The sequence below is a fragment of the Klebsiella sp. KP20-425-1 genome (genome assembly GCF_025813515.1).
In the GTDB taxonomy this organism is placed as follows: domain Bacteria; phylum Pseudomonadota; class Gammaproteobacteria; order Enterobacterales; family Enterobacteriaceae; genus Klebsiella; species Klebsiella pneumoniae.
On sequence record NZ_CP109614.1, the window covers coordinates 847,902 to 871,731 of the forward strand.

Here is a 23,830-nt window from a genome sequence, read left to right on the forward strand (position 1 = left end):
GGGTTATTCCACCAGAGTATTAAGCCGCGCGATCAGTCTGGCCGCGTGTTCCCGGGCAAGCGTTTTTTGCTGAGCGATTTTGTCGGCATCCCGGTCGGCGTAGCTAATACCGCAGGTATAAACCGGCGCCAGCAGCTCAAGATTGCACAGCCTGGCCGTGGTCTCGAAGGGAAGGAGATACTCCTCAATGGCATGGCCAAAGAAACCGTCAGCGGTATAGAGCGCCTGTGGCGCTCCCGTGGTGAAGGAGAGGAGCAGCTTTTTACCACCCAGTTTCGCCGTTGAGCCATGGGCGAAGCCGTGGACAAATACCTCGTCCAGCCACTGTTTCATTAACCCGGGCAGCCCATACCAGCTAAAGGGAAACTGCCAGACAATCACATCCGCCTGCAGCAGGCTTTCCTGCTCAGCGGCGATGTTGAATTTGCCGTCCGGATAGAGCCAGTCCAGACGACGGATTTCCGCATCAGGCAGGGCGGTCGCCAGCTCATCGAGGATGGTGGCGTTGGCGATGGAATGGTTAAGATCCGGATGCCCGGAAACGACAAGAATATGAGCCATTCCCAACGTTACTCCTGATGTTTAAATTCAGCGGAGAAGAGATTTTCCCAGCTAATAAACGAGCCGAGTGGAATACACTCGAAGGTTAATAGACCCGCTTTTGCCAGCGGAAATTCGGCCATGACATTATTCGCCTCTTCCACGGTGTCGCACTCGAGGAAAATAGCGACGCCGGGTCGATCCTGACGGAAATAGATGTCGCGAATAAAACCTGACTTGTACAGTCCCCAGGCGTGCAGGGCTTCTGCGGTAAGGTGCGGCGCATAGTGTTCCAGCGTCGCGCCGGGGGCAGGGATATCCAGACATAAAATTCGCATAGTTGTCTCCGGAAAGTCGTTGTCAGCGGGAAGAGACAAAAGTATACGAGCCGCAGGGGGGGAAGATTAGGCGGTCATTGACTTAAGAATATTTAGCCTGTACTTAATAATCAGGCGAGGGTGTCTTAAGGAGATGCTATGAATAACGCGCTTTATAATCAGATACGCATCTTTCAGAGCATTGCGCGCGAGGGCAATATCTCGGCCGCTGCGCGCAAGCTCGAAATCACGCCGCCGTCGGTCAGCAATGCGCTCAGGCTGCTGGAGGAGCATATTGGCCACCCCCTTTTTGTGCGCACTACCCGGCGTATCGAGCTGACGGAAACCGGGCAACAGCTGCTGGAGCAGACCGCCGCGGCGGTGGAGACACTGGAAAAGTCGCTGGAAATCATCCGCGACCAGAATCAGGAGCCCTCCGGGGCAGTGAGAATAACCCTCTCGCGCTTTGCCTACCTGCTTATTCTCAAACCGGCGATGGCGGCATTTTGTCAGCAATATCCGGGGATCCAGCTGGAAATATCGGTCTATGACGGTACCGTCAATATTATTGAAGAGCGTTTCGACCTTGGGATCCGCTTTGGCGATATTCTCGAAGGCGGCGTGGTCGCCCGCCCGTTAATGAAGCCGTTTCGTGAAGGGCTATACGCCTCCTCTGCCTATCTTGCCGAATATGGCGTGCCCGTGATGCCTGCCGATCTCCATCATCACCGGCTGATTGGCTATCGCTTTATTACCAACAACCGCATCCTGCCGCTGATCCTCAATGACCACGGCGAGCAGCTCACCGTCGAGATGCCCGGACAGTTAATCAGCAATGATATTGACGTCATGGCCGACGGTATTCGCCACGGACTGGGGATTGGCCGTTTATTTGAACCAATCCTGCAATTACAGCCCGATCGTGAGCAGTTTATTCCCGTGATGGAGGACTACTGGAAAACCTATCCGCCGGTTTATCTCTATTACCCAAAAAACGCAGGCAGAACGAAAAGGGTGAAAGCCCTGATTGATTTCCTGATAATGCATGCCGCGGAATAAAGGCTATTTTGCGTGCGAAATATCTGAAGGCACAGATCCTGTCTTTCCCTCAGTCTTAACCCTATACTCCTTGCGGATAAAGCGGTTTTTATCGCGATGATTTTTGCCGCTCAACGGCTTAACCCATCACCAACGTCATAGGCTGGGAATATCAATAAGGGAGAGGTATCAATGGGCAGACGCTTCATAGTCTGTATATTCGCGCTGGTGGCGTTTTCGGCCAGTGCTGCGCATGGTGTTCACGGTGGCCATAACGGGCAGTCGGTGAGCGCTGGCGCCGACGGCGGCAACGGTTCGAACGGCGGCGATATCGATAATTCCTCGGGTCGGGCAGGGTGCCCTGGCGGCACCGATCCCGATAAGCACGGTCATTTTTATCTCCCTGGCACCAGCGAACCCTGCAATCCTGGGCCCCAGGATGCAGAGAAAGTCGGGTCTTCCCGCTAGCGTTCAGCTCAGATCGTGCAGCGCTTTGTCCAGCGGCGGGGAAAGCTGAATATCCTGAAACGCAACCGCCAGTCCGCCACGCTCCGGTGAGCAGCACATGACGCCCGCTTTCACCGGGCCTGGCGGAAAGTAGCCGAGCCGCAGCAGCGGCCAGCGCTCGCCGTCGGTTGAATACTGCAGCCTTAACGCGTCGCCCTTGCGGGTCAGCCGCAGCCAGAAGGTGCGCGGGTCGCCGGGGAAAAGCCCGGTGGCCCAGTCGGAGTGGGTTAGCGTCAGTACGCTGCCGATGGCCGGGGCATCGTCATTAAACTCAATTCCCGCCTTCAGCCAGGTCTGCTCGTCGGCCATCATCATCAGCCCAGCCTGGTCGTAAAGCGTGGTGAAATCCGCACAGATTTTTGCCTGCAGGGTAAAATCGCCCGCCACTTCTGCGGCATAGAGATGGCCAGAGAAGCGCTCGAAGCCATACCAGGTATGGCGCCAGAAGTCGGTATGCTTATTAGTGACCACCGTCAGGCCGTCGGAATCGCGGCGCCACTCGGCAGGTTCATTGATCCAGTGAAAGTACGGCTGCATTTTTCCTCCGGGATATGCTTTCAGACAGGGTTATAACAGCGACTGCAGCGCGGGTGACGCCATGCTGGCCTCAAAGGGAATAATCTCTGTACGGGCGAGACCCAGCAGCTGGAAGGGCTCCTGGCTCAGACGCGCTTGCAGAGTTTCCCGGCTATCGCATTTTGCCAGAATGACGCCGCCGGTGCGGGGAATACGGCGGCCGGAGGCGAGAAAGAGGCCGTCGGCATAGCCATTTTTGAACCATTCGATGTGGGCGGGGATCGCACGGTCAACCGCTTCGAGCGGTTTTATATACGTTAAAACAACCACATAAATCGTACTCATCCTGAAAGCCCTGGCAATCCAATGGGATCTCCAGCCTGACATATTTCGATGATGGATAAAAGAAAACGCGGCATTTTTCTGTGCTATTTAGCAGGGATGGCGGGGCGCAACATCCCGGATGCTCATCGCAGACGTGAATTAATATATATGTTTTTTCGCATGTGTATTGATCTTTCTTTGTGGCCCCGTATGCTGTCCGTCACGCTTGAGGAGAAATCATGTCTTTATTGCCCCTGCAACTGTTCAAAAACCTCGCCGATGAAACTCGGCTGGGGATCGTATTGCTGCTCAAGGCGCGTGGAGAGCTGTGCGTGTGCGATCTCTGTACGGCGCTCGCCCAGTCCCAGCCCAAGATCTCCCGCCATCTGGCGATGCTCCGTGAGAGCGGATTGCTGCTGGATCGTAAACAGGGTAAGTGGGTCCATTACCGCCTCTCTCCGCAGATGCCGGCCTGGGCGGCGCAGGTGATTGAGCAGGCCTGGCTCAGTCAGCAGGAGGATGTGCGGCTGATGATCAGCAGACTGGCTGGCGGGCCGGGTTGCCGGTAAAAAATTTATCTTAACATATATGATTTTTCGAATGTGATTTGCGGAGGAACGATGTTGCTGGCAGGTACGATTTTTATCCTGACCCTGGTGCTGGTAATCTGGCAGCCGCGGGGGTTAGGGATCGGCTGGAGCGCGGCATTTGGCGCGGCGCTGGCGCTGGCCACCGGTGGCGTACAGGTAGCCGATATCCCGGTGGTATGGCATATCGTCTGGAATGCGACCGCCACCTTTATCGCCGTTATCATTATCAGCCTGCTGCTTGATGAGTCTGGCTTTTTCGAATGGGCCGCGCTGCACGTTTCCCGCTGGGGAAGAGGCCGGGGTCGTCTGCTGTTTACCTGGATTATCCTGCTCGGCGCGGCTGTGGCGGCGCTGTTTGCCAACGATGGGGCGGCGCTGATCCTCACGCCAATCGTGATTGCCATGCTGCGAGCGCTGGGGTTCAGCAAGGGAACGATGCTGGCCTTTGTCATGGCCGCCGGATTTATTGCCGATACCGCCAGCCTGCCGCTGGTGGTGTCGAATCTGGTGAATATCGTTTCGGCAGATTTCTTTGCCATCGGCTTCAGGGAGTACGCTTCGGTGATGGTGCCGGTCGATCTCGCGGCGATCCTCACCACCCTGGCGATGCTGCACCTGTTCTTTCGCAAGGATATCCCGCCGGCCTGGGATATGGCGTTACTGAAAGCGCCGGCCACGGCAATAAAAGATCCAGCGACGTTCCGCACCGGCTGGGGCGTGCTGCTGCTGTTGCTGGCTGGCTTTTTCGTCCTTGAACCGCTGGGGATCCCGGTCAGCGCCATCGCGGCGCTCGGCGCCGGGATCCTGTTTGCTGTCGCGAAGCACGGGCGGGTAATTAACACCGGCAAGGTGCTGCGCGGCGCCCCGTGGCAGATAGTGATCTTCTCGCTGGGAATGTATCTGGTGGTGTATGGTCTGCGAAACGCCGGGTTAACGGATTATCTGACCACGGTGCTGAACATGCTGGCGGAGCGCGGGCTCTGGGCCGCGACGCTGGGCACCGGTATCCTGTCGGCCTTCCTCTCTTCAATAATGAATAATATGCCCAGCGTACTGGTCGGCGCCCTGTCGATTGATGGCAGCGCGGCAACAGGGACGATCAAAGAGGCCATGATTTATGCCAACGTCATCGGCTGCGATCTGGGGCCCAAGATCACGCCAATTGGTAGCCTGGCCACGCTGCTGTGGCTGCATGTGCTGGCGCAGAAGCACATCACCATCGGTTGGGGGTATTATTTCCGCTGCGGCATCACCATGACCCTGCCGGTGCTGCTTGTGACGCTGGCCGCGCTGGCGCTGCGTCTCTCCTTCAACCAGCCATGAGAACGTACTATGAGCATCACCATTTACCATAACCCTGACTGCGGCACCTCGCGTAATACGCTGGCGCTGATCCGTAACAGCGGCGCCGAGCCCACCATTATCTATTATCTGGAGACGCCGCCGTCGGGTGATGAGCTGCGCCAGCTGCTCGCCGCGATGGGGATCCCGGTGCGCGCGCTGCTGCGGAAAAACGTCGAACCCTACGACGCGCTGGGCCTGGCGGAAGACCGGTTTACTGACGACCAGATAATCGACTTTATGCTTCAGCATCCGATCCTGATTAACCGTCCGATCGTAACGACGCCGCAGGGCACCCGACTCTGCCGCCCGTCAGAGGTGGTGCTGGAGATCCTGACGGCGCCGCAAAAAGGCGCATTCGTGAAGGAGGACGGTGAGCCAGTCATTGATGCCGCAGGGCAGCGTGTGAAATAGCGCGCAGAATGGCGCCGGCTGTAGCAGCCGGCATGCCGTGTTAATCCTCCTGTATGGTAGGCTCTCCAGGTATGTAGCGCCTGGATTGCTGACAATATTCTCGATTAGCGCTATTTCTCCACTATCCAGTCTGTTTCCCTTACTTTTCCTGCCGTTATACACCGCCTCTGCGCCGGTGGTTTATGTCTCTCGATAAATTATTAACTGTTTGTTTTTAATGGGTAAAATTTCGTTTTGTGCGTAATGATATAAAGTCAACGTCGTTTGCATTATTGCGAACATTAAATCTGTAAAACTAGATGTTTGTCGACTTTTCATCTAAAAAGGGAAGGTAAGGGGCTGGACAAAACCATTGCGTGGTTATCAAATGGTTAAAAATGCTCGTGTTTGATGTTAATACAAACAAATTATAAATCGTCAGCCTGCTTTATACGGTTAACTTGCGCTGCGGCGCACCTTACCTGGAGAATTTATGCATTCCTCTGTTAATAAAAACGAAAGCCGTACCTTTTTCGGCCATCCTTATCCGCTGGGCTCCCTGTTCTTCACTGAAATGTGGGAGCGCTTCTCGTTTTACGGCATCCGTCCTTTACTGATCCTGTTTATGGCGGCGACAGTGTACGACGGCGGCATGGGCCTGGCGCGAGAGAACGCCTCGGCGATCGTTGGGATTTTTGCCGGCAGTATGTATCTGGCCGCGCTGCCGGGCGGCTGGCTGGCGGATAACTGGCTTGGCCAACAACGCGCCGTCTGGTACGGCTCTATCCTGATCGCCCTGGGGCACCTGTCGATCGCTCTGTCAGCATGGCTGGGCAACGATCTGTTCTTTATCGGTCTGATGTTTATCGTCCTGGGTTCCGGGTTGTTTAAAACCTGTATCTCGGTGATGGTCGGCACCCTGTATAAAAAGGGCGACGCGCGCCGCGACGGTGGTTTTTCGCTGTTCTATATGGGGATCAACATCGGCTCGTTTATCGCGCCATTGATCTCTGGCTGGCTTATCAAATCGCATGGCTGGCACTGGGGCTTCGGCATCGGGGGGATCGGGATGCTGGTGGCGCTGATCATTTTCCGTGTCTTTGCCGTACCGTCGATGAAGCGCTATGACGCGGAGGTTGGCCTCGATTCCACCTGGAACAGCCCGGTGGCGAAAAAGAATGGCGTTGGAGCGTGGCTGCTGGCGCTGGCTCTGGGAGTGGCGGTGCTGGTCACGCTTATCAGCCTGGGCACGATCGTGATTAACCCGGTGGCGGTGGCCAGCGTGCTGGTCTATGTAATTGCCGCCTCCGTGGCGCTCTATTTCATCTGGCTGTTCGTCTTCGCCGGACTCAACCGTAAAGAGCGGGCGCGCCTGCTGGTATGCTTTATTTTGCTGGTCTCGGCGGCCTTTTTCTGGTCCGCGTTTGAACAGAAACCGACCTCCTTCAACCTGTTTGCTAACGACTACACCAACCGGATGATCGGCGATTTTGAGATCCCCGCGGTCTGGTTCCAGTCGATTAACGCCTTGTTTATCATTCTCCTCGCGCCGGTATTCAGCTGGGCGTGGCCTGCGCTGGCGCGTAAAAACGTTCGTCCGGGCAGTATGACCAAATTCGTGATTGGCATCCTGTGCGCAGCGGCGGGCTTTGGCCTGATGATGCTGGCGGCGCAGAACGTTCTGAGCAACGGCGGGGCCGGTGTGTCGCCGCTGTGGCTGGTGGGCAGCATCCTGATGCTGACGCTCGGTGAACTGTGCCTCAGCCCGATTGGGCTGGCGACCATGACTCTGCTGGCGCCGGAGAGAATGCGCGGCCAGATGATGGGGCTGTGGTTCTGCGCCAGCGCGCTGGGTAACCTGGCGGCGGGCCTGATCGGCGGTCATGTGAAGGCCGATCAACTGTCGCTGCTGCCGGACCTCTTCGCCCGCTGCTCCATCGCATTGCTGATCTGCGCCGCCGTGCTGGCCGTGCTGATTGTCCCGGTCCGCCGGATGCTGGAGAACAGCCGGTCCAGCGCCGCGCAAAAATCCCTCAGCAACGCCTGACGCGATCCTCAGGCCGGCCCTACGGGGCCGGCTTGTTTTTTGTCCAATCCCCGCCCCAGCAGAACAAAATCCCCTTTTCACAATGCGCGATGTCCCATAACGTGAGCGTGTTCTTTGAAATCACGTCGCTTTCCGGTCCATAGTGTAGTCAGGTTTACTATGTGGTTAATATAAGGACACACCTATGCCAGCAGTCATTGATAAAGCATTGGATTTCATCGGTGGTATGAATACGTCTGAGCCAGTACCACAGTCTATGGATGAAAGTACCGCGAAGGGAATTCTCAAATATTTAAAAGAACTGGGCGTACCCGCCACCCCGGCCGACGTCGCTGCGCGCGGCCAACAGCAGGGCTGGAGCGCTGGGTTTACCGATAAAGTGGCGGAGTGGGCTGAACCGGTCGCCGCCGGCGAACGGCTGGTGATTAAGCATCCGGAATTCTTTTCCACCTATATGCGGGAAGAGCTGCGCGCCCTGGTGTAATCGCCGCGCATCCACCCCGCCTCTTCAGCTTAATGCCTTCCCCTATTGGGAAGGCATTTTTGTTATTGCCCTCGATAGCCGCCGCCCAGGGCTTTGATCAGGGTAATGTCGGTGCTTAGCCGCTGGGCCTCAATGTCCAGCAGCAACAGCTGCTGGGCGAGGACCGCCCGGCGGGCTTCTTCGGCGGCGTAGCGGCTGAGGAGGCCGCGCTGATAATGGGCGCGAGCGCTATCGGTGGTGGTCTGCGCCGCGGTGACTTTTAGCTGCTGCAGCGCGCGCTGCTGATTCAGGTCGTTAAGCTGGCTGGAGCTGATGGCGACATCGCGAACCGCATCCAGCACCGCCTGGTTGTACTGTTTGATCAGGATGTTGCTGGCGGTGCGTACCGACTGCAGATTAGCGTTCAGACGGCCGCCGTCGAAGATCGGCAGATACAGCCCGGGCAGCAGGTTGATCTGCTGGAAAGAGGACTTAAACAGATCCCCGACGCTCAGGGCGTTATAGCCCCAGAACGCTTTGATATCAAAATGGGGGTAGAAGGCCGCTTTCGCCGCATCGACCTGGCTCAGGGAGGCGGTGACGTAGCCGCGCAGCGCCTGCAGGTCCGGACGGCGGGCCAGCAGCTCGAAAGAGAGCGACGGCGGCAGCGTCTCCTGGAGCGCCGGCAGCGCCACCGGATGGATGGCCGGCATGCTCTGCGCATCGGCGCCGATCAGCGCCCGCAGGGTTTCACGATACTGGGTCAGCATCCCCTCGGCGCTAATGATCTGCTGGCGAGCGGCGAGCTGTTCGGCCTGGGCGTTGGCCACATCCACACTGTCTTCCAGGCCGCGCCGGGTCCGGTGCTCGTGGGCTTCCACCGAGAATCGGGCAATGCCCTCCAGCTCCTGCAGCAGCGCGATTTTCTGGAACGTCGCCTGCATGGCGAAATAGAGCTGCGCCACGCTGCTGGCGATGTCGAGCTCAATGCCGGCGGTCTCCGCCAGCCGGGCGTTTTTCTCGCCAATAGCGGCGGCGACCCGGGCGCGATCGGCCCCCCAGAGATCGATATTCAGCTGCGCCCCGACGCCAACGGTATTCAGCGTATACCAGGGGCCGTTTTTATCCACCGGCAGGGAGTATGAGTAGGGCCAGCTAAAGGATTTGTCGGTGATCCGCAGGCGGTTTTGCGCCGCGACGGCGGTGGCCTGCAGGCCCATCGCCGACCGGGCGAGTTCCACCGTGGACTGCGACTGGGAGATGCGCAGCCGGGCGGCCTGCATGGTCGGCGAGTTCTGCAGCGCCCGGTTGATCAGCATATTGAGCTGAGGATCATCATAGGCCTCCCACCAGCGGGCGGCCGGCCAGTCGCTGTTCGCCAGGTGGATCACCTGCGCCAGCTGGGCCTGCTGCGGATTGACGATGGCGACCTGGGCAGGCTCATCCTGGATCAGCGCGCAGCCGCTGAGCAGCGTCAGCGTCAGGGTAAAAAGAGTGCCGCGCAGGCGCGCGGAGAAAGGAAGGATCATCATGACGTTTTAGCCTGTTGCTCAGTCGCTATCGGTGTCGGCCCCCAGTCGGGCAGGGCGGCCAGCGCGGCGGCCAGCGCCGGGCCAAAGGGGTTAGTCAGGTCGGCGGTCAGCTGTTCGCCAGGCGCCGTCGCCTCCTGTTCGATACGTTCAGCGTAGCGCCGCAGCTGTTCGGCGCAGCGGGTCAGGGTCGGGTCTCCCGGCGCGGCGTTGAGTCGGTAGCCTTCGCTGAGGCGGGCGATCTCCTCGGCCTGGGCGAGGGTGGCGCGCATCGGCCAGCCTTTCGCCTGGGGCCAGGGGTGAGCATACGTGCCCAGCGGTTCGGCGCGAACCCGGTGGATCAGCGCTTCGCTGTCGGTGAAGGCGACAAGCAGGGGAGCCAGCGGAACCGCCTCCTTCGGGGCGGCGAGGCAGTCCGCCAGCCGGCGATAAAGTGCCGCAAGGCGGGTTTTCAGCTGCGGCGCTTCGCTGTCCGGCCAGAGATACAAATGAACAATGGAGGAGACCAGCACCCCGAGCAGGATGCCCAGCACCCGATCCCGCAGCTCGGTGAGGTTCGTCAGCGGAGCAAACCAGCTGAGAAAGGCCAGCGCAAAGGTGAAACCAATCTGGATCCCGGCGTAGGCGATACGCTCCGAGCCGGCGGCAATCCACGCCGCCAGCGCCAGCACCGGCAGGGACATCGCCAGCAGGCCCGTCAGCGAATCGGTCCAGGGCTGGACAAAGACGATTAACAGCAGCGCCAGCAGGGAGGCGAGCAGCGCCCCGCCGATGCGCAGCCATGTCTTTTGCATCGTGGCGCCCAGCCCGGGCTGGGCGACGATCACGCAGCTCAGCATAATGGTATGTAGACCCTGCCAGTCGGCAGCGGTATAGAAGACATAGCAGATTAGGGTCGCCAGCAGGGTCTTGAGCGCAAAATGGAGATATGCCGGGTTGCGCCAGGCGTCCGGCGCCAGCAGGGGCGCCTTCTCCACCTCACCCTGCGGCAGGGCAACCGGCTCACCCTGCGCCAGCCGCTGCAGAGTGGTAGCCATCTCCTGCAGAACAGCGCGATTGACGCCGCGACCGCTGAGCGTCAGGGGAGGAATAGCGCCGTCAAACGGCCCCTCGCTAAGGGCGTTCTTCAGCTGAAGTACCGCCTGCGACAGCTGCTGGCGATCGTCACTATCCGCCTCGTCTGCTTGCAGCAGGGCCGCCAGCTGGTAGCAGCGCAAAGTGGCGGCCAGCCGCGAGCGCCAGGCCTGGGGATCGGCGGCGATCTCCGGTGTCGCCCGGCTGGCCTGGGCGAATAGCGACTGCAGCTGATTGAACTGCGCGGCGGTCTCGCCGAAGGTCGGTGGCGCTTCAGCGTCCGGGGCCGCCAGCCGCCGGGCGACCTCGTGCAGCATCCCGGCCAGACGCGCCTTAAACTGGTTACCGGGAAAGGCCTGCTGAAAGCAGGCGTTGACCAGCAGGGTGACGAGGATCGCGGTGTTAATCGCCACCCACAGCCAAAGCAGCAGCCGCACCAGGATCTCGCTCTGGCTGGTCATCGACGGGAAGGTCTGAGCGTAAATCACCGCCAGCGCCACCACGAAAAAGGCCAGTCCCAGCTTGCCCAGCACCCGCATCAGATAGAGGGCGCAGAAAAAGAGCGCCACGGAGGCCGCCAGGCGGATCAGCGGGTAGTCATAGGTCCACTTGATGATCAGCAACACGCCGCCGAGCGCCACGGTGACGGTGACAAAAAAGACCACGCTGACCAGCTTAATCATCAACACGTTAGGCTGGCTGACGTAGAACACGACGATCAGCGCAACGGCCAGGAAAGGGATCTGCAGGGTCATAAACAGGGTGATGAGCACCGCGCAGCTTAGCGTCAGGCGCAGCGTGTAGCTGGCGCGTCCCGGCGCGTCGCGCAGTTCCTGGCGTAAAAAATGGGCGAGAGGAAACATAGCGTCGCCCGGCTACGGCTGCAGCACGGCGCTGGCCGAGGCGCCCATGCGGAACAGTTCCGGGTCGGGATCGCTGACGGCGATTTTCACCGGGAAGCGCTGCGAGACGTGGACCCAGTTAATGCTTTTCTGGATCAGCGGCAGCCCTTCGATGACGCTCCCACCTTCGGGCAGGACCCCGGAGCCGACCGAATCCACCACCCCGTTAAAGGTCCGGTTGTGGTTGGTCATCACGGTGATCCGCGCCGCCACGCCGGGGCGCACGTTGTTCAGGTCGGTTTCGCGGAAGTTCGCGATCACATACCAGCGGTCGTCATCCAGCAGGGTGAAGACCGGCTTCAGCGCCGAGGCGTACTGGCCGACGGTGGTTTTCAGCGCCACCACCACGCCGTTGAACGGCGCGCGCACTTCGGTAAATTCCAGATGCAGTTCAGCGAGGGCGATTTGCGCCAGGACCCCGGCGCGTTGCGCCACCATGGCATCCACGCCGGTTACGGCCGCCGAGGCCTGTTTGGCCTGCAGCAGCGTGGCCTCCAGCTCCGCCCGCGCCGCTTTCTCAGCGGTGCGCGCCTGATCGAGATCTTCCTGGGAAGCGAACCCCTGCGGCACCAGCGGCTCAAGGCGGATACGCGTGGAGGTGGTCTGCTTAACCAGCGCTCTGGCGCGCTCGACGGCGGCCGCCACCGACTGGGCGTTATACTCCTGCGCTTTGATGGTGCGCTGGGTCAGCATGATCTGCGCGTCGAGGGTCGTCAGCCGGGCTTTCGCGTCATCGAGCATTGCCTGATAGGGGCGGGGGTCGATGCGGAACAACAGATCGCCTTTTCTCACCCGCTGGTTATCGCGAATGGGCATCTCCACGATGCGTCCGCTGACCTCGGGCACTACATCGATGGTATCGGCATAGACATAGGCGTCATTGGTCTCCGGCGAGGTTTGCAACTGCCAGATAACGAGGATCAGCGCCAGGATGGCGGCAAGGACCAGCGCCAGCAGAGGCCACTTTTTGCGTAACAGGGAAGTGCGGGAAGTTGTCATAAGCGATCAGTGAACAAAAAACAGAAACCACAGCAACGTGGCGAACAGGAACATCAGCGCGACGTAGCTGAAGACCAGGGGAGAAAAGCGCGGCTGCCAGCCTTTACGGGTAATCAGGATATGGCAGGGGATCAGTAAAAACGCACCGCCCAGTAAGCAGAAAAACCAGCCGGGAAAAGCAGCGCCCAATACCGGGATCTCTGGCGAAAGTGAGCAGCCGGAAAGCGGCAAGACGAGCAGTAACCGCGCCGGGCGGGCGATGGTGGCAATATGATTCAATGGAACATCCCTGAGTGATCATACCAGTGTGTCATGAGTGTAATCGCCTCGTTGCGGGAATGAAAGTCAACCGATCGTTGACTGCGGGATCCTTGCGCGATGGGAGAGCATGATGTGAGGCGTCAATTCCCGCGCTTGCGCATAGTCAGCCGCCACGGCGAGGGCTATGCTTAGCCTGAAAGATAAAAACGACCGAGGCAATGTCATGGATAAGGAATTACTGGAAGCCGGCTACCGGGCCTACACCGGGGAGAAAATCGACGTCTACTTTAATACGGCGATCTGTCAGCATTCCGGGAACTGCGTGCGCGGCAGCGCGAAGCTCTTCAACCTGAAGCGTAAGCCGTGGATTATCCCGGATGAAGTGGATGTCGCGACGGTGGTAAACGTGATTGATACCTGCCCGAGCGGCGCTCTGCAATATCGTCATAAATAAGCGAGGAGAAGATGGAAATACTGGAAGGGCATAACAAATTTTATGTTAACGACGCGCAGGGAAACCAGGTGGCGGAGATTGTTTTTGTTCCCACCGGCGAACACCTCAGCATTATCGAACATACCGATGTTGATCCCAGCCTGAAAGGCCAGGGCGTGGGGAAACAGCTGGTGGCGAAGGTAGTGGAAAAAATGCGCCAGGAGCAGCGGAAGATTATCCCTCTCTGCCCGTTTGCCAAACATGAATTCGATAACACCCGCGAATACGACGATATTCGCGCATGACGTACCGGCACCGGTGCTAACCGGTGCGCTTTTCTCGCACCCTCAACGTTTCGCCGGATCGCGCTGGTGGGAAAAGCGGCGGATCAGATCCGGGAGATGTTCGCGCCGCATCGGTGGTGAAAACAGATAGCCCTGGAAGCGATCAATCCCCAGCGATTTTAACTGCGTAAATTTCGCCAGTGAATCCACACCTTCCGCCACACAGCGGCTGCCGCTCAACTGGCAGTAGTAGGCCAGGCTTTTTATTAGCGCAAGCGCCTTTGGATCGTGCTGGGCGTCATTGACGATGCTCATATCCAGTTTATACGCATTGAAGTGCAGTCGACGCGCCGGAAAGATAACGCTCCCCTGAGAAAAGCAGTCGTCCAGCATCACGCGCACGCCAGCACGTTGCAGCTGCGCCACGTGGGCGGCGGAGCGGCTCTGATGGCGAAAATCGATAGTTTCAGCATATTCCAGCACCAGCCTTGCCACGCCCTCTGGCTGCCGAAGCTGCTGGCGAGCGGCTTCCACCATCCGCAGCAGGCTGTCACTGTCGGCGAGTGAGGAGGGTATGTTGACCGAAAAATAGAAGGTGCCTGGATACTCATTAATATTCTGCACGGCCTCCTGCAGAACAAAGGCCGTAAGCAGCAGCCAGGTGTAGTCGGCGCGGAAGTGCGGCAGAAAGGTCTGGGGGTGAAGTACCTGGCCGCGGTGGCGCCAGCGGATCAGGATCTCCACCCCCTGTAGCTGTGAGCGACTATCGACGATAGGTTGAAAAACCGGGAAGACCTGGCGATCGTGAATCGCTTGTACCCATTCCTGTTCAAACGCCGTCAGTGCGTTTGCGGGTGAGCGCGGCAGCAGCGTGCGCGGAAAGCGGGGGGCCAGATGCGGATGACATTCCACCAGCTTTTTCACCCCAGCCAGCCGCTGGGTGTAGAGCGTTTTCTGGCTCAATCCGAGACGTTGGGCCTGCTCGCCTATCGTCTGCCCTTGCAGCAGGGCGAGGATCACCTTGAGCTCGGCGTGGGTCAACCCGACGACCCGTTTTCCGTGGATCAGGGCGGCTTCGCCGGCAAGCCGCTCAAGCCGCGGCGCATTCTCCAGCCGATGGGCCAGCTCCGCGCAGGACAGATCGGCGGGGGCAGTATGGACGTTGCGCAGACGATCCGGATGACTCACCTGATAGAGCAGCGTTTGCCACAGCCAGATGGCCGGGCTGCGGCTCAGAATCAACATCGGTAACGGCGGCAAGGCCTCGTCGAGTAGCCTTGCCGCCTGGCGCAGCGTGGTGAGCATCCACAGGGGATCGTCAGGGAGATACACCACGATCCGCTTCACGGCGGCCAGCTCGCGCAGGGACACGCCCTCGACCGGCAGCTCAACGGGCCGCTTCGCGGCGTTCAGCATCAGCTGGCTCAACCCGCGGGCGGCCAGCGAGCAGGGCGAGAGGATATAATCGGTCATCATTGATAGACAAAGGTGATGCCGATGATCGACTGCACGTTGCCGGCGGTAACCTGGCCTGTGGTCCGGGCATAGGTGGCCGTCAGGCCGAGGTTGACCGGCGAGGTGCCGACGGTGCCCAGCGAGACCGTGCTGTTCGCCGGGACGGCGCTGCCGTTGCGCGTCAGCTGAACGCCTATCCCCTGCGCCGGCGAGGCGGAGGCGGTATTGGTGAAGATCGCGTTGGCGCTGTCCGCGGTGGTGCCGGAGAGGTAATACCCCAGCTGCTGGCTTTGCGCGCAGTGGACGGTGAGCGGCACGGCCATCGATCCCGGGTAGTCCGGGAGGGTGACGGTGACATCGCGGGCGGAGACGTCGCAGCCGCCGGTGGGGACCACCACGTCGTTGTTGGCGTAAATGTTCCAGATGAACTGGAAGGAGTCGCTATTGTAGTTGTTGGTCTGATGCAGGATCAGCACCGCGATTAACGATCCTGCGGTGATGGCCACTCCACCGGCAGTGCTCACCGGCGTCAGATACAGGACGGCCGGCCAGGGTTTATCGGTCCGTGAATCATAAATCACCCGCGCGGTTTCCGTGGTGGTCGGGAACGGGTAAGAGGTGCCGTTATATTTCACGGTGCCTGAAAAACTCGACAGCACACCGCCATAGGCGGATCCGCGCTGCAGGGTCACGTAATCGGTGATCGTTTCCGGATAGTCGTTATGGCAAAAAATCTGCGTGGAGAGGTCGACCACCAGGTTTTGCCCGACGTTCACCGCCGGGGTCAGGTTAACGTAGACGTTGGCTGACCCGCCGCCGATGGGAATCGTCGCCCCGGTGGCCGTTTTGCAGGCAAAGGACCAGGCGTTCATCGACCAGCCCAGCAGCAGCAGGGTGGTGAACAGGGGGATTATTTTTTTCATCATGATGCTCTCCTGGCTCAGGCGTAGGTATAGGTGACGTTAATCACCGCCTGAATGGTGCCTTGCGTGGCGCCGCCGTTGACGGACAGCGCCCTGACCTGCAGCGGGAAGCGAGCGGACTGGCTGGCCTCATCCACCTGTACCGACTGGCTGCTGCCATTGTTCAGCGTGGTGCCGTCCTCGTTCTGCAGTTCGAGCTGAATATTGCCCGCCGTTCCCTGGTTTTTGTAATAGCCGGTGCTGTCCGCCGTTCCGCTGAAGGTGGCTTTCACCCGTGAAGTACCCACGGGGCAGTTGCTCAGATCCAGCGCCACGCTGTGCCAGGCCGATGCCGAGCCCGCACCGATCAGGCTAAAGGTATAGAGATCGCCCAGCTCGACGGTGGCATTGACGGTGGAAACCGTGCAGGGTCTGGCCACCACCTTCCCGTTGACGGTGAGAGTGACGTCGGCCGCCCGCAGGGAAGCGCTCGCGGTTAACAGGCCGGCCAGCAGCCAGCCCACATGAGTCCATTTCATTTCAGCCTCCGCTTACTGAAATTCCAGGGTGAATGTCGCTGTCGCATTGACATGCCCGGCGGTGACGGGCACCTGAGTGGCCATCAGCCGGGCGTAAAAGTTGAGAATATTGGTCTGGCCCGGGGTCAGCGTGGTCCAGGTCATGGTGGATGACGGCGCATTGACCGGCAGCCGGGACTGCTGCTGATCGAGAATTTCCACCCCCATTCCTGCCGCCGCCGAGGCCCCGGCATCGAGTTTTAACAGGCTGGTGTTGATGCTGTCCGCCACGCCGGTGAAACCGACCTTCACCGCGGTGACGGAAGTGCCGCAGGGCGACAGCACGATGCGGAACGGCACCGGCGGCGTCGTCGCCCCAACGGCATAAAACTGCTTCGCGGCGTTATCCTGTAAATCGACAGTAAAATCCTTCGATTCGCCGGCTACCGCGCAGGCGTTATCGCGGACATAGCCGCTGATGGCGATCGTGCTATCGGCGGCAAGCGCAGCCGGTGCGCCCAGGGTGAACAGGGCGCCCAGCAGATACTGCAGTGTTCTCATCATGATCTCCTTAGCGGCACGCGACCGAAAGCTGACTGAGCGCCTGCTGCTGGCTCTCCGGCGGCAGACGGTAATCGGCCACGCACTGAGCGTCCGGGCCATCGCCCCATTTCACCCGCACTTTGCCCGCCAGCGCCATCCCGCTCAGGTAGACCTGGCCGTTGTCCGCGACGATGCTGCCGCTCTGGTTGCTGTCGCCGGTGGCGAGGGCGCCAAACGGCACCGGTTTGCCGCGATGGGTCAGCGTCATCAGGATCTTCATCCCCACCTGGGCGTTAAAGTTGGCGCGGACAATCGCCCCATGGGTGGGCACCACGCTGACCACCGCATCGTCAAGGTCGACATTGTCCGCCAGGGTGTTGGTATCCAGCGCGATCCGGTTTTCGCGATACTCAGTGGCATAAGGCAGGACGGCATACCCGCGCCAGTCGGTGCGTACCCCGGTCTGGTTTTCCACTTTCACGCCGCCGGCGCCGGGGGCTTTCACCAGCACCACGGTATCGTTTAACGGTTGGCTCAGGGTGATGCCGTTGGCGTGCGCCAGCACGCCGCCGCTGACCCCGTAGTAGAGCTGTTTAAAGCCATCGCTGCGGCTGTAGCCGACGTTGGCGTTGCCGTAGCCGCCGCGGTAGTTGAGGGCGGTGTAGCCTGTGCTCCCGTTGTCGCCGTTGCCGCCGCCGGCATAGCCGGTCTGCACGCTATAGCTGAGGTTGTTGTCTTCCAGCAGGGTGCCGTACAGGCCCGCCAGATTGGTCATGCGGCCATTGAGATCGTGCGACAGGCTGTAGCTGGCGCTGGCGTGCCGCCAGACCGAGCGGCTGTCGGAACGCAGCCAGTGGCTGAAGGGGATATTGATATTGATCGCCAGCATTTGATCGCGCCCCTGCTGCCAGGCGTTTTTTGTCAGGCTGTAGCTTAGCGACCAGTTGATATCGTCCACGGCGGCGTTGAGGCCGGCCTGCAGCTGCTCATCGGCATCGTCGGTGCCCCAGTAAGTCTGGTGGCTACCGCTGAGATAGAGGGTGGCGGTGCGCCCCAACTGCTGAGTCACGCTCAGCTGCACCTTGCCGCGCTTGCTGTAAGCCAGATTGTAGTAGTCGGTAAATTTCGGTTTTACCTGGATAACGCCGTCCTGGGTTTCCACACTGTAGCCGCTCATCCGGCGGTAAGTGGTATCGGCAAAGTTATAATAGCCGCGGGTAGAGTAGCGGTAGCCCACCAGCTGCAGGTTGGTGCCGGTCTCATCCAGGGATTTGTTATAGAGAAAACGCACCGACTGCCCCTGATGTTCGCTGTCGTCAGCCAGGGTGGCGTTGGCCTGAGTGATATCCAGCGACAGGGCGCCGAAATAGCCCATGTTTTTCCCCACCCCAAGGTTAAAGGCGCGATAGCGGTCTGCCAGTTGGGTGCCGCCGTAGAGCGTCCAGCCTGCCGGCAGGCCATGCATGGCCGTGCCCTGGAAAAAATCGGGCGTTTCCTGCTGACTGTTGCCGCTGCGGTACTCCCCGGCGGTGAGGGCGAAGCGGGTATGGCCTTCACGCTGGAGAACCGGCACCGTTGACCAGGGCACGCTGAAGACCTGGCGGGAGCCATCCGCTTCTTTGATCGTGACCTGCAGATCGCCGCCATTGCCCGCGGCGTAGAGATCGTCGATGGTAAATGGTCCCGGCGGCACTGTGCTCTGGTAGATTTCGTAGCCGTTTTGCCTGATTGACACCTGCGCCGTGCCGCGGGCGATCCCGTGGATCACCGGCGCAAAGCCTTTCTGGCTGTCCGGTAGCATATTGTCGTCGGAGGCCAGCTGGGCGCCGCGGAAGTTGATCCCGTCGAAGACATCGCCGTTGGTGTAGCTGTCCCCTAGGGTGAGTCGCGAACGCAGAGGCGTGATGTCCCGCTCAAGCCAGCTGTTAACGTGCTGCCAGCGATTCTCGTTGGATGAGGTGCTACCGCCGCTGCTGTAGCTCCAGGTGCTGTTATCGCGCAGACGCCAGGCGCCAATGTTCAGGCCGCTCTGTAGATTCAGATAGGCGTAACGGCTGCTGCCACCTGTGGTGTTATGGGCGTTATTGCCCGTGAAGTTATAGTTTATCAGCCCGGCGGTGATACCGTTATCCCACAGCTCCGGCGGAATATAGCCGCGCGCATGGTTACCCATAAATGCCTGGGGGACGGTGAGGTACAGGCGCTGCTGTCCGACGTCGAAGCGCGTGGTAGCTTCGCTGATAAGCGTGGTCAGCGGCACGCAGGCCGTGCTGTCCAGCGTCGCCATGCCCGGCACCCGACCGGTATCCACACCCATGCTCGCCAGCTGGCCGCGTGTCAGGCAGGGTGACAGACCGTGACCCTGGGCATCGGCCTGGAAAGTGACGTCTCGGGTGGTCATAAAACCATTGTTGAGATAAATATCGACGCGATAGGTGCCTGGCGGAACCTCCTGGCCTTTTTCAAATCCCGACAGGTCAGCCACCGCCGCCGGATCGTCAGCTAAAAAGCGGGGGTTAAAATAGAGGTCCGCCCGCGCGGCAAACGGCTGTGAGCAGAGCCACAGCGCCAGCGCCGGAGATACCAGGCGCCGGGCAGTTCGGCAACCTAAATGATCCAGTCCATATTTCCGATGTGACATTATCCCTCCGGTCCGACGTTGCCCGGCTGTCATTGCTTCTGGTCATGCGCAGCGTGTCCCGCGCGGCGGGGCGCTTCTGGGTTAGCGCAGCACGCCATTCATTTTCGGCGTCAGCGCGCCGTAATCATTAATCGTGCGATAGGTGATGGTGTTCCCGGCATCCGCGGGTAGCTTGACGCTGGTTTTGCCCATCGGCGGTACGAGGGCGTTCTCCAGAATGCGTGTCCCGGCGTTCAGTTCGGTCACCGTCAGGTAATAGGGGGTGGGGTTCGTCAGCGTCAGCGACGATCCGCTACGGCTAAAGGTCAGCTTTTCCGCCGCTTGATCCGGAGGCAGGGCCAGTTTTCCCGGACGGTAGTAGAGCTTGATGCGGCTGATAATCGCCAGCTGCAGGGTATTGTCGCTGAGCTTTGATTTATCCATCGAAGGGATCGCCTTCACGTTCATCCAGAACAGACTTTCCCGATCCTGCGGCAGCTGGTTATTGGTGGCGTCGATAATGCGCAGGGTGTTCTCTTTTTTACCCTGCATGGCAAACAGCGGAGGAGTGATGACAAACCGGCCGTCTCGCTGACCATCGGCATTTTCCACCCATGACTGAATAAGCCAGGTACTGTTGTCATCATTATTGGTCACCGCGAGCTGGACCTGCTTCTGTCCCGCCGGGTAGATAACCCGGGTCGCGCCAAGCGCAACGCCCGCCTGCGCGCTGGCGCTAAAGATACTGGCGGCGAAAAGCACACATCCTGCCAGTAAGCCATACGCCATCGTTGCCGTTTTTCTCACATTATCTCCTTGTCTGCTCACCGTGTTGTCCTGTTTGTCTGCGGATTAATTACTGATAGGTCAATGAGAACCAGGCCTGGGCATTGGCTGCACCGCCGGTGACCTGGCGTCCGGTCGCCCGATATTTGGCGACGAAATTTAGCGTCGTCGGTCCGCGGTAGAGTGATATCCAGCGATCCGCTGGACGATTGAGCGGGAGCTGCTGGCCCTGGCTGTCGAATAGCGCAATACCGATCCCACTGGCGATCCCCGGACCTTCACCCACCGAAAGCACGTCGGGGTTTTTTCCATCAGCCACGCCGTGAAAGGTCACCCCCACATGCTGGCTGACCGCCGTACTGCAATCCTGTAAATGAATCGCGAAAGGGATTGGGTTGCTGTCTTCGCCGACGGCATGAAATCGATTACTGCTGATCTGCCCCAGATTGACCGTCATCTGCCGATCGCCGGCTTCGACGCGGCAGGAGCTCGCCATTATCAGGCCCTGAAAACGCATGCTGCCCCCCGGCAGCGTGACGTTCCAATGATTACCGGCCAGCGCCAGCGGAGGCAGTAGCAGCAGCAGACCAGATTTCATTCCCTGCATCGTTTCACTCCGGTTGAAAATAGAGAGCGGGCCCTCCTGGCCCGAATAGCTTCCCTGCCTGACTCGGGTCTTACTCGTACTGCACTTTGAACGTGGCATCCGCGTTCGCTATACCAGCCGTCGCTGCGCCGGTCGCGTAGTAACGTGCCTGGAACGGGATGATGTTGGGGCCGTCATTCAGCGTGGTCGCAGCACTGAAGGTGGCGCCGTCCAGTGCCAGTGGCGTACCGGTATTATCGAGGATCTGCACGCCGACGTTGGTTGCGCTGCCAGCGGCAGAGTTTTGCAGGGCCAGAACGGTGGTATTGCTGCTGTCGATGGCCGTACCGGCGAAGGCGACGGACGCTTTGGTGGCTACCGTAGTGTCGCAATCATCCAGCTGGATGTTGAAACCGACGGCCGAACTGGTGCTCCCCGCCGTGGCCAGTTTCGCGGAACGCACCTGGCCTAACTGAACGGTTTGATCGATAGAGCCGGCATCCACCGCACAGGCCGCATTAACGACTTCTCCTTTAAAATGCACGGTCCCGCCGTTGACCGTGGTGGTATCGGCCAGAGCTGCCGTGGAGCTCAGTGACAGGGCTGACACAACAATCATTGCCAGTGTTTTGATTTTCATACTGTTTTCCTTTGAACGATGTCGAAATAACGAACCGGATTGGCAGCCGTTGTGCCTTCCAGGCATTTCAGATTTCAGCCGAGTGGTCCGGCTGCCGGCTCTGCACAGTTTTCGCCCAACCGATGAGACAATTGGGGCCATTTTGACTCGTTGGGATAAATGATCTGTATTTTGTGTCAACCTGGTATTCTGTGGTTTTAAATGCTGCCAAATTTGGTTTTTATGGTAATATAATCTGGTGTGGTGGGAGGGGGTGCGAAAGGAATAGCGATGGCGTTGGCGACGGATCGCCGGTGCAGCAGAGATATGGTTAGAGAAAAGTGAGTAATTGCAGGTTTAAAAATAGATAATAATCAATGAGATATGATTTTTTTTGCGGAAATATGGCGCAGTGAGTTGCAAAATATGTCAAAACATTTTTATGATATAAACAGTTTGGCCCCAATTGACCTGTTCGTTATTTTTTTAATTCTTTAAAATCAATCTGTTATTTCATTTTTCGTCTTCTGGTCTTTTTCCTCTAAAAGATTATTTCTTTCCCAGATGCCAGCGAAACGTGCCGCATTACTGGCGGTGTAACGTACTGTGTGACGAATATTGCGATGTCCTAGATAATCCTGTATCAAACGCGTATCTGTCCCTCTTTCAGCCAGTTCATAGCCGCAGGCGTGACGCAGCATATGGGGGTGAGTGTGCGTGACGGTACCCGCATTTTCCCCGGCGGAGCGAATAATACGATACGCCTGCTGGCGGGAGAGCGCGGTGCCGCGGCGGGAGATAAACAGTGCGTCCGTTTTGTCCGCCGCTTTCCAGCCGGCACGGACCAGGCTCCAGCGCTCAATCGCCTCGCGCTCATCAAAACGCAGTGGATGAATCGTCGAAAAACCATTCTTTAATCGCCGCACATTAACCCGCCCTTCATGGAGATCCAGATCGTGATAATGCAGATCCAGCAGTTCGCTAATGCGCATGCCATGGCGAAAGGCCAGCAGAATGAGGCAGTAGTCCCGTTCGCCGGTAGGGCCCTGACGAGCAGCCTGCATCATGGCCTGAACTTCTTTGGCGGTTAGAAAACGACGTCGGTTCACAATAGTTGCTCCTGAAAATAGGTATGAATGACCGTCACAGCGAAACCATACGCCATGACGAGAAAGGTTCTGTAATGCTAAAACGGTACAGGGTGAAGATGATTAATCACGAATTGATAACATATTACATTGCCAGACACTAAAAATATCGTCGGGTGATAATTCTTAATTTTAAAGATTTTAATCATCGGCTCAATAGTATCTGTGCGGGTTGCCGCCAGGTATATAAAATGAAAGGATATTTTTCACTACCAGCCGTTATTAAAAACACAGCCGCGGAAATTTTTTCCCACCAATAAATACCCAGTCTTATTCCTGAGTAAACGCAGGGTTATATTAACTCTCAGTCATAAGGATTAAATAAGAACTTGTGGGAACAGTAATCCTAATTAACGCAGGGTTAATAATCATGAATATTTTAATTTGTCGACCGCTCGCGATACAACGCCATCCATGGCGTCAAGGCTATTGGATCAGCGACGATCGCTGTTTGTCACGGGGATTGTCCCAGATGCCATAGAAGCGCCCCGCATTGCTGGCGGTATACCAGACGGTGTGGCGGATATTGCGATGCCCGAGATAATCCTGTATCAAGCGGGTATCGATCCCCATATTCGCCAACGCAAAGCCACAGGAGTGCCGCAGCATGTGCGGGTGGATCTCCAGTGGCAGCCCCGCCAGTCCCCCTGAGGACGCGATAATCTGATAAAACTGTTGGCGGGAAAGGGGATTACCTTTGCGGGAGAGAAATAGCCATTCGCTGGCGGCCTGCGGCCAGCTGCTGCGAATGGCCAGCCAGCGCTTTAGGGCGTAGATCTCTTTATCCAGCAACGGGTGGGTAGTCGAAAACCCTTTTTTAAGCCGATGGATGTAAACACATCGGGCAGCAAGGTCGATATCCGATATTCGTAGACGACAGATCTCGCTGGCGCGCAGACCATGGATGAAGCACAGTAACGTCAGGCAATAATTACGTGCAGCATAAGGACCGGTATCGGCCGCTTTAAGTAAAGACTCAATTTCATTCTGAGTCAGGAAGTTCCTTTTTTTTATGTCGGCGTTATTCGTCATGGTTTTCCCTTTTATTGCAGGCATATTTTTGGTTTTCCGAGCCTGCGTCAGGTCATTGTTAAA

The 23,830-nt window shown here is 58.6% G+C and carries 27 protein-coding genes; 9 read left to right on the forward strand and 18 right to left on the reverse strand.

The features are described from left to right. Positions 1-3: 3 nt before the first annotated feature. Together OHJ17_RS04250 and OHJ17_RS04255 are read right to left on the reverse strand one after the other, a co-directional pair. The gene (locus tag OHJ17_RS04250) at positions 4-561 is read right to left on the reverse strand and encodes an NAD(P)H-dependent oxidoreductase (RefSeq protein ID WP_004185537.1); all 558 of its coding nucleotides are present in this window, start codon (positions 559-561) and stop codon (positions 4-6) included. Positions 562-569: 8 nt separating this feature from the next. Next, the gene (locus OHJ17_RS04255; RefSeq protein WP_004151785.1) at positions 570-878 is read right to left on the reverse strand and encodes a superoxide dismutase; all 309 of its coding nucleotides are present in this window, start codon (positions 876-878) and stop codon (positions 570-572) included. A gap of 138 nt (positions 879-1,016) precedes the next feature. On the opposite strand from OHJ17_RS04255, the gene OHJ17_RS04260 reads away from it, so the two are divergent. Together OHJ17_RS04260 and OHJ17_RS26375 are read left to right on the forward strand one after the other, a co-directional pair. Continuing rightward, on the forward strand, positions 1,017-1,916 hold the full coding sequence (locus OHJ17_RS04260; protein WP_023282975.1) for a LysR family transcriptional regulator: 900 nt from the start codon (positions 1,017-1,019) through the stop codon (positions 1,914-1,916). 171 nt (positions 1,917-2,087) lie between these two features. Then, the gene (locus OHJ17_RS26375; RefSeq protein WP_004174494.1) at positions 2,088-2,363 is read left to right on the forward strand and encodes a hypothetical protein; all 276 of its coding nucleotides are present in this window, start codon (positions 2,088-2,090) and stop codon (positions 2,361-2,363) included. Positions 2,364-2,366: 3 nt separating this feature from the next. On the opposite strand, the gene OHJ17_RS04270 is transcribed toward OHJ17_RS26375, so the two are convergent. Next, positions 2,367-2,939 carry a DUF1349 domain-containing protein gene (locus tag OHJ17_RS04270; RefSeq protein WP_002916283.1) on the reverse strand — a complete coding sequence of 191 codons (573 nt, stop codon included), beginning with the start codon at positions 2,937-2,939 and terminating at the stop codon, positions 2,367-2,369. Positions 2,940-2,969: 30 nt separating this feature from the next. Next, positions 2,970-3,263: a YciI family protein gene (locus OHJ17_RS04275; protein ID WP_023282974.1), complete on the reverse strand. Its 294-nt coding sequence runs from the start codon at positions 3,261-3,263 to the stop codon at positions 2,970-2,972. Positions 3,264-3,481: 218 nt separating this feature from the next. Between OHJ17_RS04275 and OHJ17_RS04280 the strand changes: the two genes are divergently transcribed. From OHJ17_RS04280 to OHJ17_RS04300, 5 genes are all read left to right on the forward strand, one after another. After that, complete coding sequence (locus OHJ17_RS04280; RefSeq protein ID WP_002916281.1) at positions 3,482-3,811, forward strand: metalloregulator ArsR/SmtB family transcription factor; 330 nt, start codon at positions 3,482-3,484, stop codon at positions 3,809-3,811. A gap of 51 nt (positions 3,812-3,862) precedes the next feature. Beyond that, positions 3,863-5,155 (forward strand): arsenic transporter, encoded by a 1,293-nt coding sequence (locus OHJ17_RS04285; RefSeq protein WP_023282973.1) that lies wholly within the window; start codon positions 3,863-3,865, stop codon positions 5,153-5,155. 9 nt (positions 5,156-5,164) lie between these two features. Next, positions 5,165-5,587 (forward strand): glutaredoxin-dependent arsenate reductase, encoded by a 423-nt coding sequence (arsC, locus tag OHJ17_RS04290; RefSeq protein ID WP_016947386.1) that lies wholly within the window; start codon positions 5,165-5,167, stop codon positions 5,585-5,587. Positions 5,588-6,059: 472 nt separating this feature from the next. Continuing rightward, entirely contained in the window at positions 6,060-7,613 is a 1,554-nt protein-coding gene (locus OHJ17_RS04295; protein ID WP_002916277.1) for a peptide MFS transporter, read from the forward strand. Between the two features lie 184 nt (positions 7,614-7,797). Continuing rightward, complete coding sequence (locus tag OHJ17_RS04300; RefSeq protein ID WP_032433512.1) at positions 7,798-8,097, forward strand: DUF1889 family protein; 300 nt, start codon at positions 7,798-7,800, stop codon at positions 8,095-8,097. A gap of 62 nt (positions 8,098-8,159) precedes the next feature. Here OHJ17_RS04300 and OHJ17_RS04305 read toward each other — a convergent pair whose 3' ends face one another. From OHJ17_RS04305 to OHJ17_RS04320, 4 genes are read right to left on the reverse strand one after another with little or no spacing between them, the layout of a single operon-like run. Beyond that, a complete protein-coding gene (locus tag OHJ17_RS04305; RefSeq protein ID WP_002916272.1) occupies positions 8,160-9,608 on the reverse strand; it encodes an MdtP family multidrug efflux transporter outer membrane subunit in 1,449 nt (482 codons plus the stop codon). Beyond that, positions 9,605-11,542 carry a multidrug efflux transporter permease subunit MdtO gene (gene mdtO / locus OHJ17_RS04310; protein ID WP_004211776.1) on the reverse strand — a complete coding sequence of 646 codons (1,938 nt, stop codon included), beginning with the start codon at positions 11,540-11,542 and terminating at the stop codon, positions 9,605-9,607. The genes OHJ17_RS04305 and mdtO overlap by 4 nt, the downstream gene beginning before the upstream one ends. Before the next feature lie 12 nt (positions 11,543-11,554). Further along, positions 11,555-12,580 (reverse strand): multidrug transporter subunit MdtN, encoded by a 1,026-nt coding sequence (gene mdtN, locus OHJ17_RS04315; protein WP_002916205.1) that lies wholly within the window; start codon positions 12,578-12,580, stop codon positions 11,555-11,557. A gap of 6 nt (positions 12,581-12,586) precedes the next feature. Next, a complete protein-coding gene (locus OHJ17_RS04320) occupies positions 12,587-12,859 on the reverse strand; it encodes a YtcA family lipoprotein (protein WP_002916204.1) in 273 nt (90 codons plus the stop codon). 205 nt (positions 12,860-13,064) lie between these two features. On the opposite strand from OHJ17_RS04320, the gene yjdI reads away from it, so the two are divergent. Further along, positions 13,065-13,295, forward strand: coding sequence for a 4Fe-4S mono-cluster protein YjdI (gene yjdI / locus OHJ17_RS04325; protein WP_002916202.1), 231 nt, complete (start codon positions 13,065-13,067; stop codon positions 13,293-13,295). Between the two features lie 11 nt (positions 13,296-13,306). Then, on the forward strand, positions 13,307-13,579 hold the full coding sequence (locus OHJ17_RS04330) for a GNAT family N-acetyltransferase (RefSeq protein WP_002916201.1): 273 nt from the start codon (positions 13,307-13,309) through the stop codon (positions 13,577-13,579). A 42-nt stretch (positions 13,580-13,621) separates the two neighbouring features. Here the strand turns inward: OHJ17_RS04330 and OHJ17_RS04335 are convergent, their stop codons facing one another. From OHJ17_RS04335 to fimB, 10 genes are all read right to left on the reverse strand, one after another. After that, complete coding sequence (locus tag OHJ17_RS04335) at positions 13,622-15,034, reverse strand: EAL domain-containing protein (RefSeq protein ID WP_023317266.1); 1,413 nt, start codon at positions 15,032-15,034, stop codon at positions 13,622-13,624. Beyond that, entirely contained in the window at positions 15,031-15,936 is a 906-nt protein-coding gene (locus OHJ17_RS04340) for a fimbrial protein (protein ID WP_004151788.1), read from the reverse strand. Before OHJ17_RS04340 ends, OHJ17_RS04335 begins: the two co-directional genes overlap by 4 nt. Before the next feature lie 17 nt (positions 15,937-15,953). Then, complete coding sequence (locus OHJ17_RS04345; RefSeq protein WP_004229447.1) at positions 15,954-16,439, reverse strand: type 1 fimbrial minor subunit FimG; 486 nt, start codon at positions 16,437-16,439, stop codon at positions 15,954-15,956. Positions 16,440-16,466: 27 nt separating this feature from the next. Continuing rightward, positions 16,467-16,994 (reverse strand): type 1 fimbrial adaptor subunit FimF, encoded by a 528-nt coding sequence (locus OHJ17_RS04350; protein WP_019705553.1) that lies wholly within the window; start codon positions 16,992-16,994, stop codon positions 16,467-16,469. Positions 16,995-17,004: 10 nt separating this feature from the next. Beyond that, positions 17,005-19,617, reverse strand: a complete 2,613-nt coding sequence (locus OHJ17_RS04355) for a fimbrial biogenesis usher protein (RefSeq protein WP_004900404.1) — start codon at positions 19,615-19,617, stop codon at positions 17,005-17,007. Between the two features lie 81 nt (positions 19,618-19,698). Next, complete coding sequence (locus OHJ17_RS04360; RefSeq protein WP_045327653.1) at positions 19,699-20,385, reverse strand: fimbria/pilus periplasmic chaperone; 687 nt, start codon at positions 20,383-20,385, stop codon at positions 19,699-19,701. Positions 20,386-20,452: 67 nt separating this feature from the next. After that, positions 20,453-20,989: a type 1 fimbrial minor subunit FimI gene (locus tag OHJ17_RS04365; RefSeq protein WP_004174507.1), complete on the reverse strand. Its 537-nt coding sequence runs from the start codon at positions 20,987-20,989 to the stop codon at positions 20,453-20,455. Positions 20,990-21,059: 70 nt separating this feature from the next. Next, positions 21,060-21,608, reverse strand: coding sequence for a type 1 fimbrial major subunit FimA (fimA, locus tag OHJ17_RS04370; RefSeq protein WP_002916190.1), 549 nt, complete (start codon positions 21,606-21,608; stop codon positions 21,060-21,062). 479 nt (positions 21,609-22,087) lie between these two features. Next, positions 22,088-22,696, reverse strand: a complete 609-nt coding sequence (gene fimE / locus OHJ17_RS04375; protein WP_002916189.1) for a type 1 fimbria switch DNA invertase FimE — start codon at positions 22,694-22,696, stop codon at positions 22,088-22,090. A gap of 465 nt (positions 22,697-23,161) precedes the next feature. Next, positions 23,162-23,767: a type 1 fimbria switch DNA invertase FimB gene (fimB, locus tag OHJ17_RS04380; protein WP_004151951.1), complete on the reverse strand. Its 606-nt coding sequence runs from the start codon at positions 23,765-23,767 to the stop codon at positions 23,162-23,164. Positions 23,768-23,830: the final 63 nt, after the last annotated feature.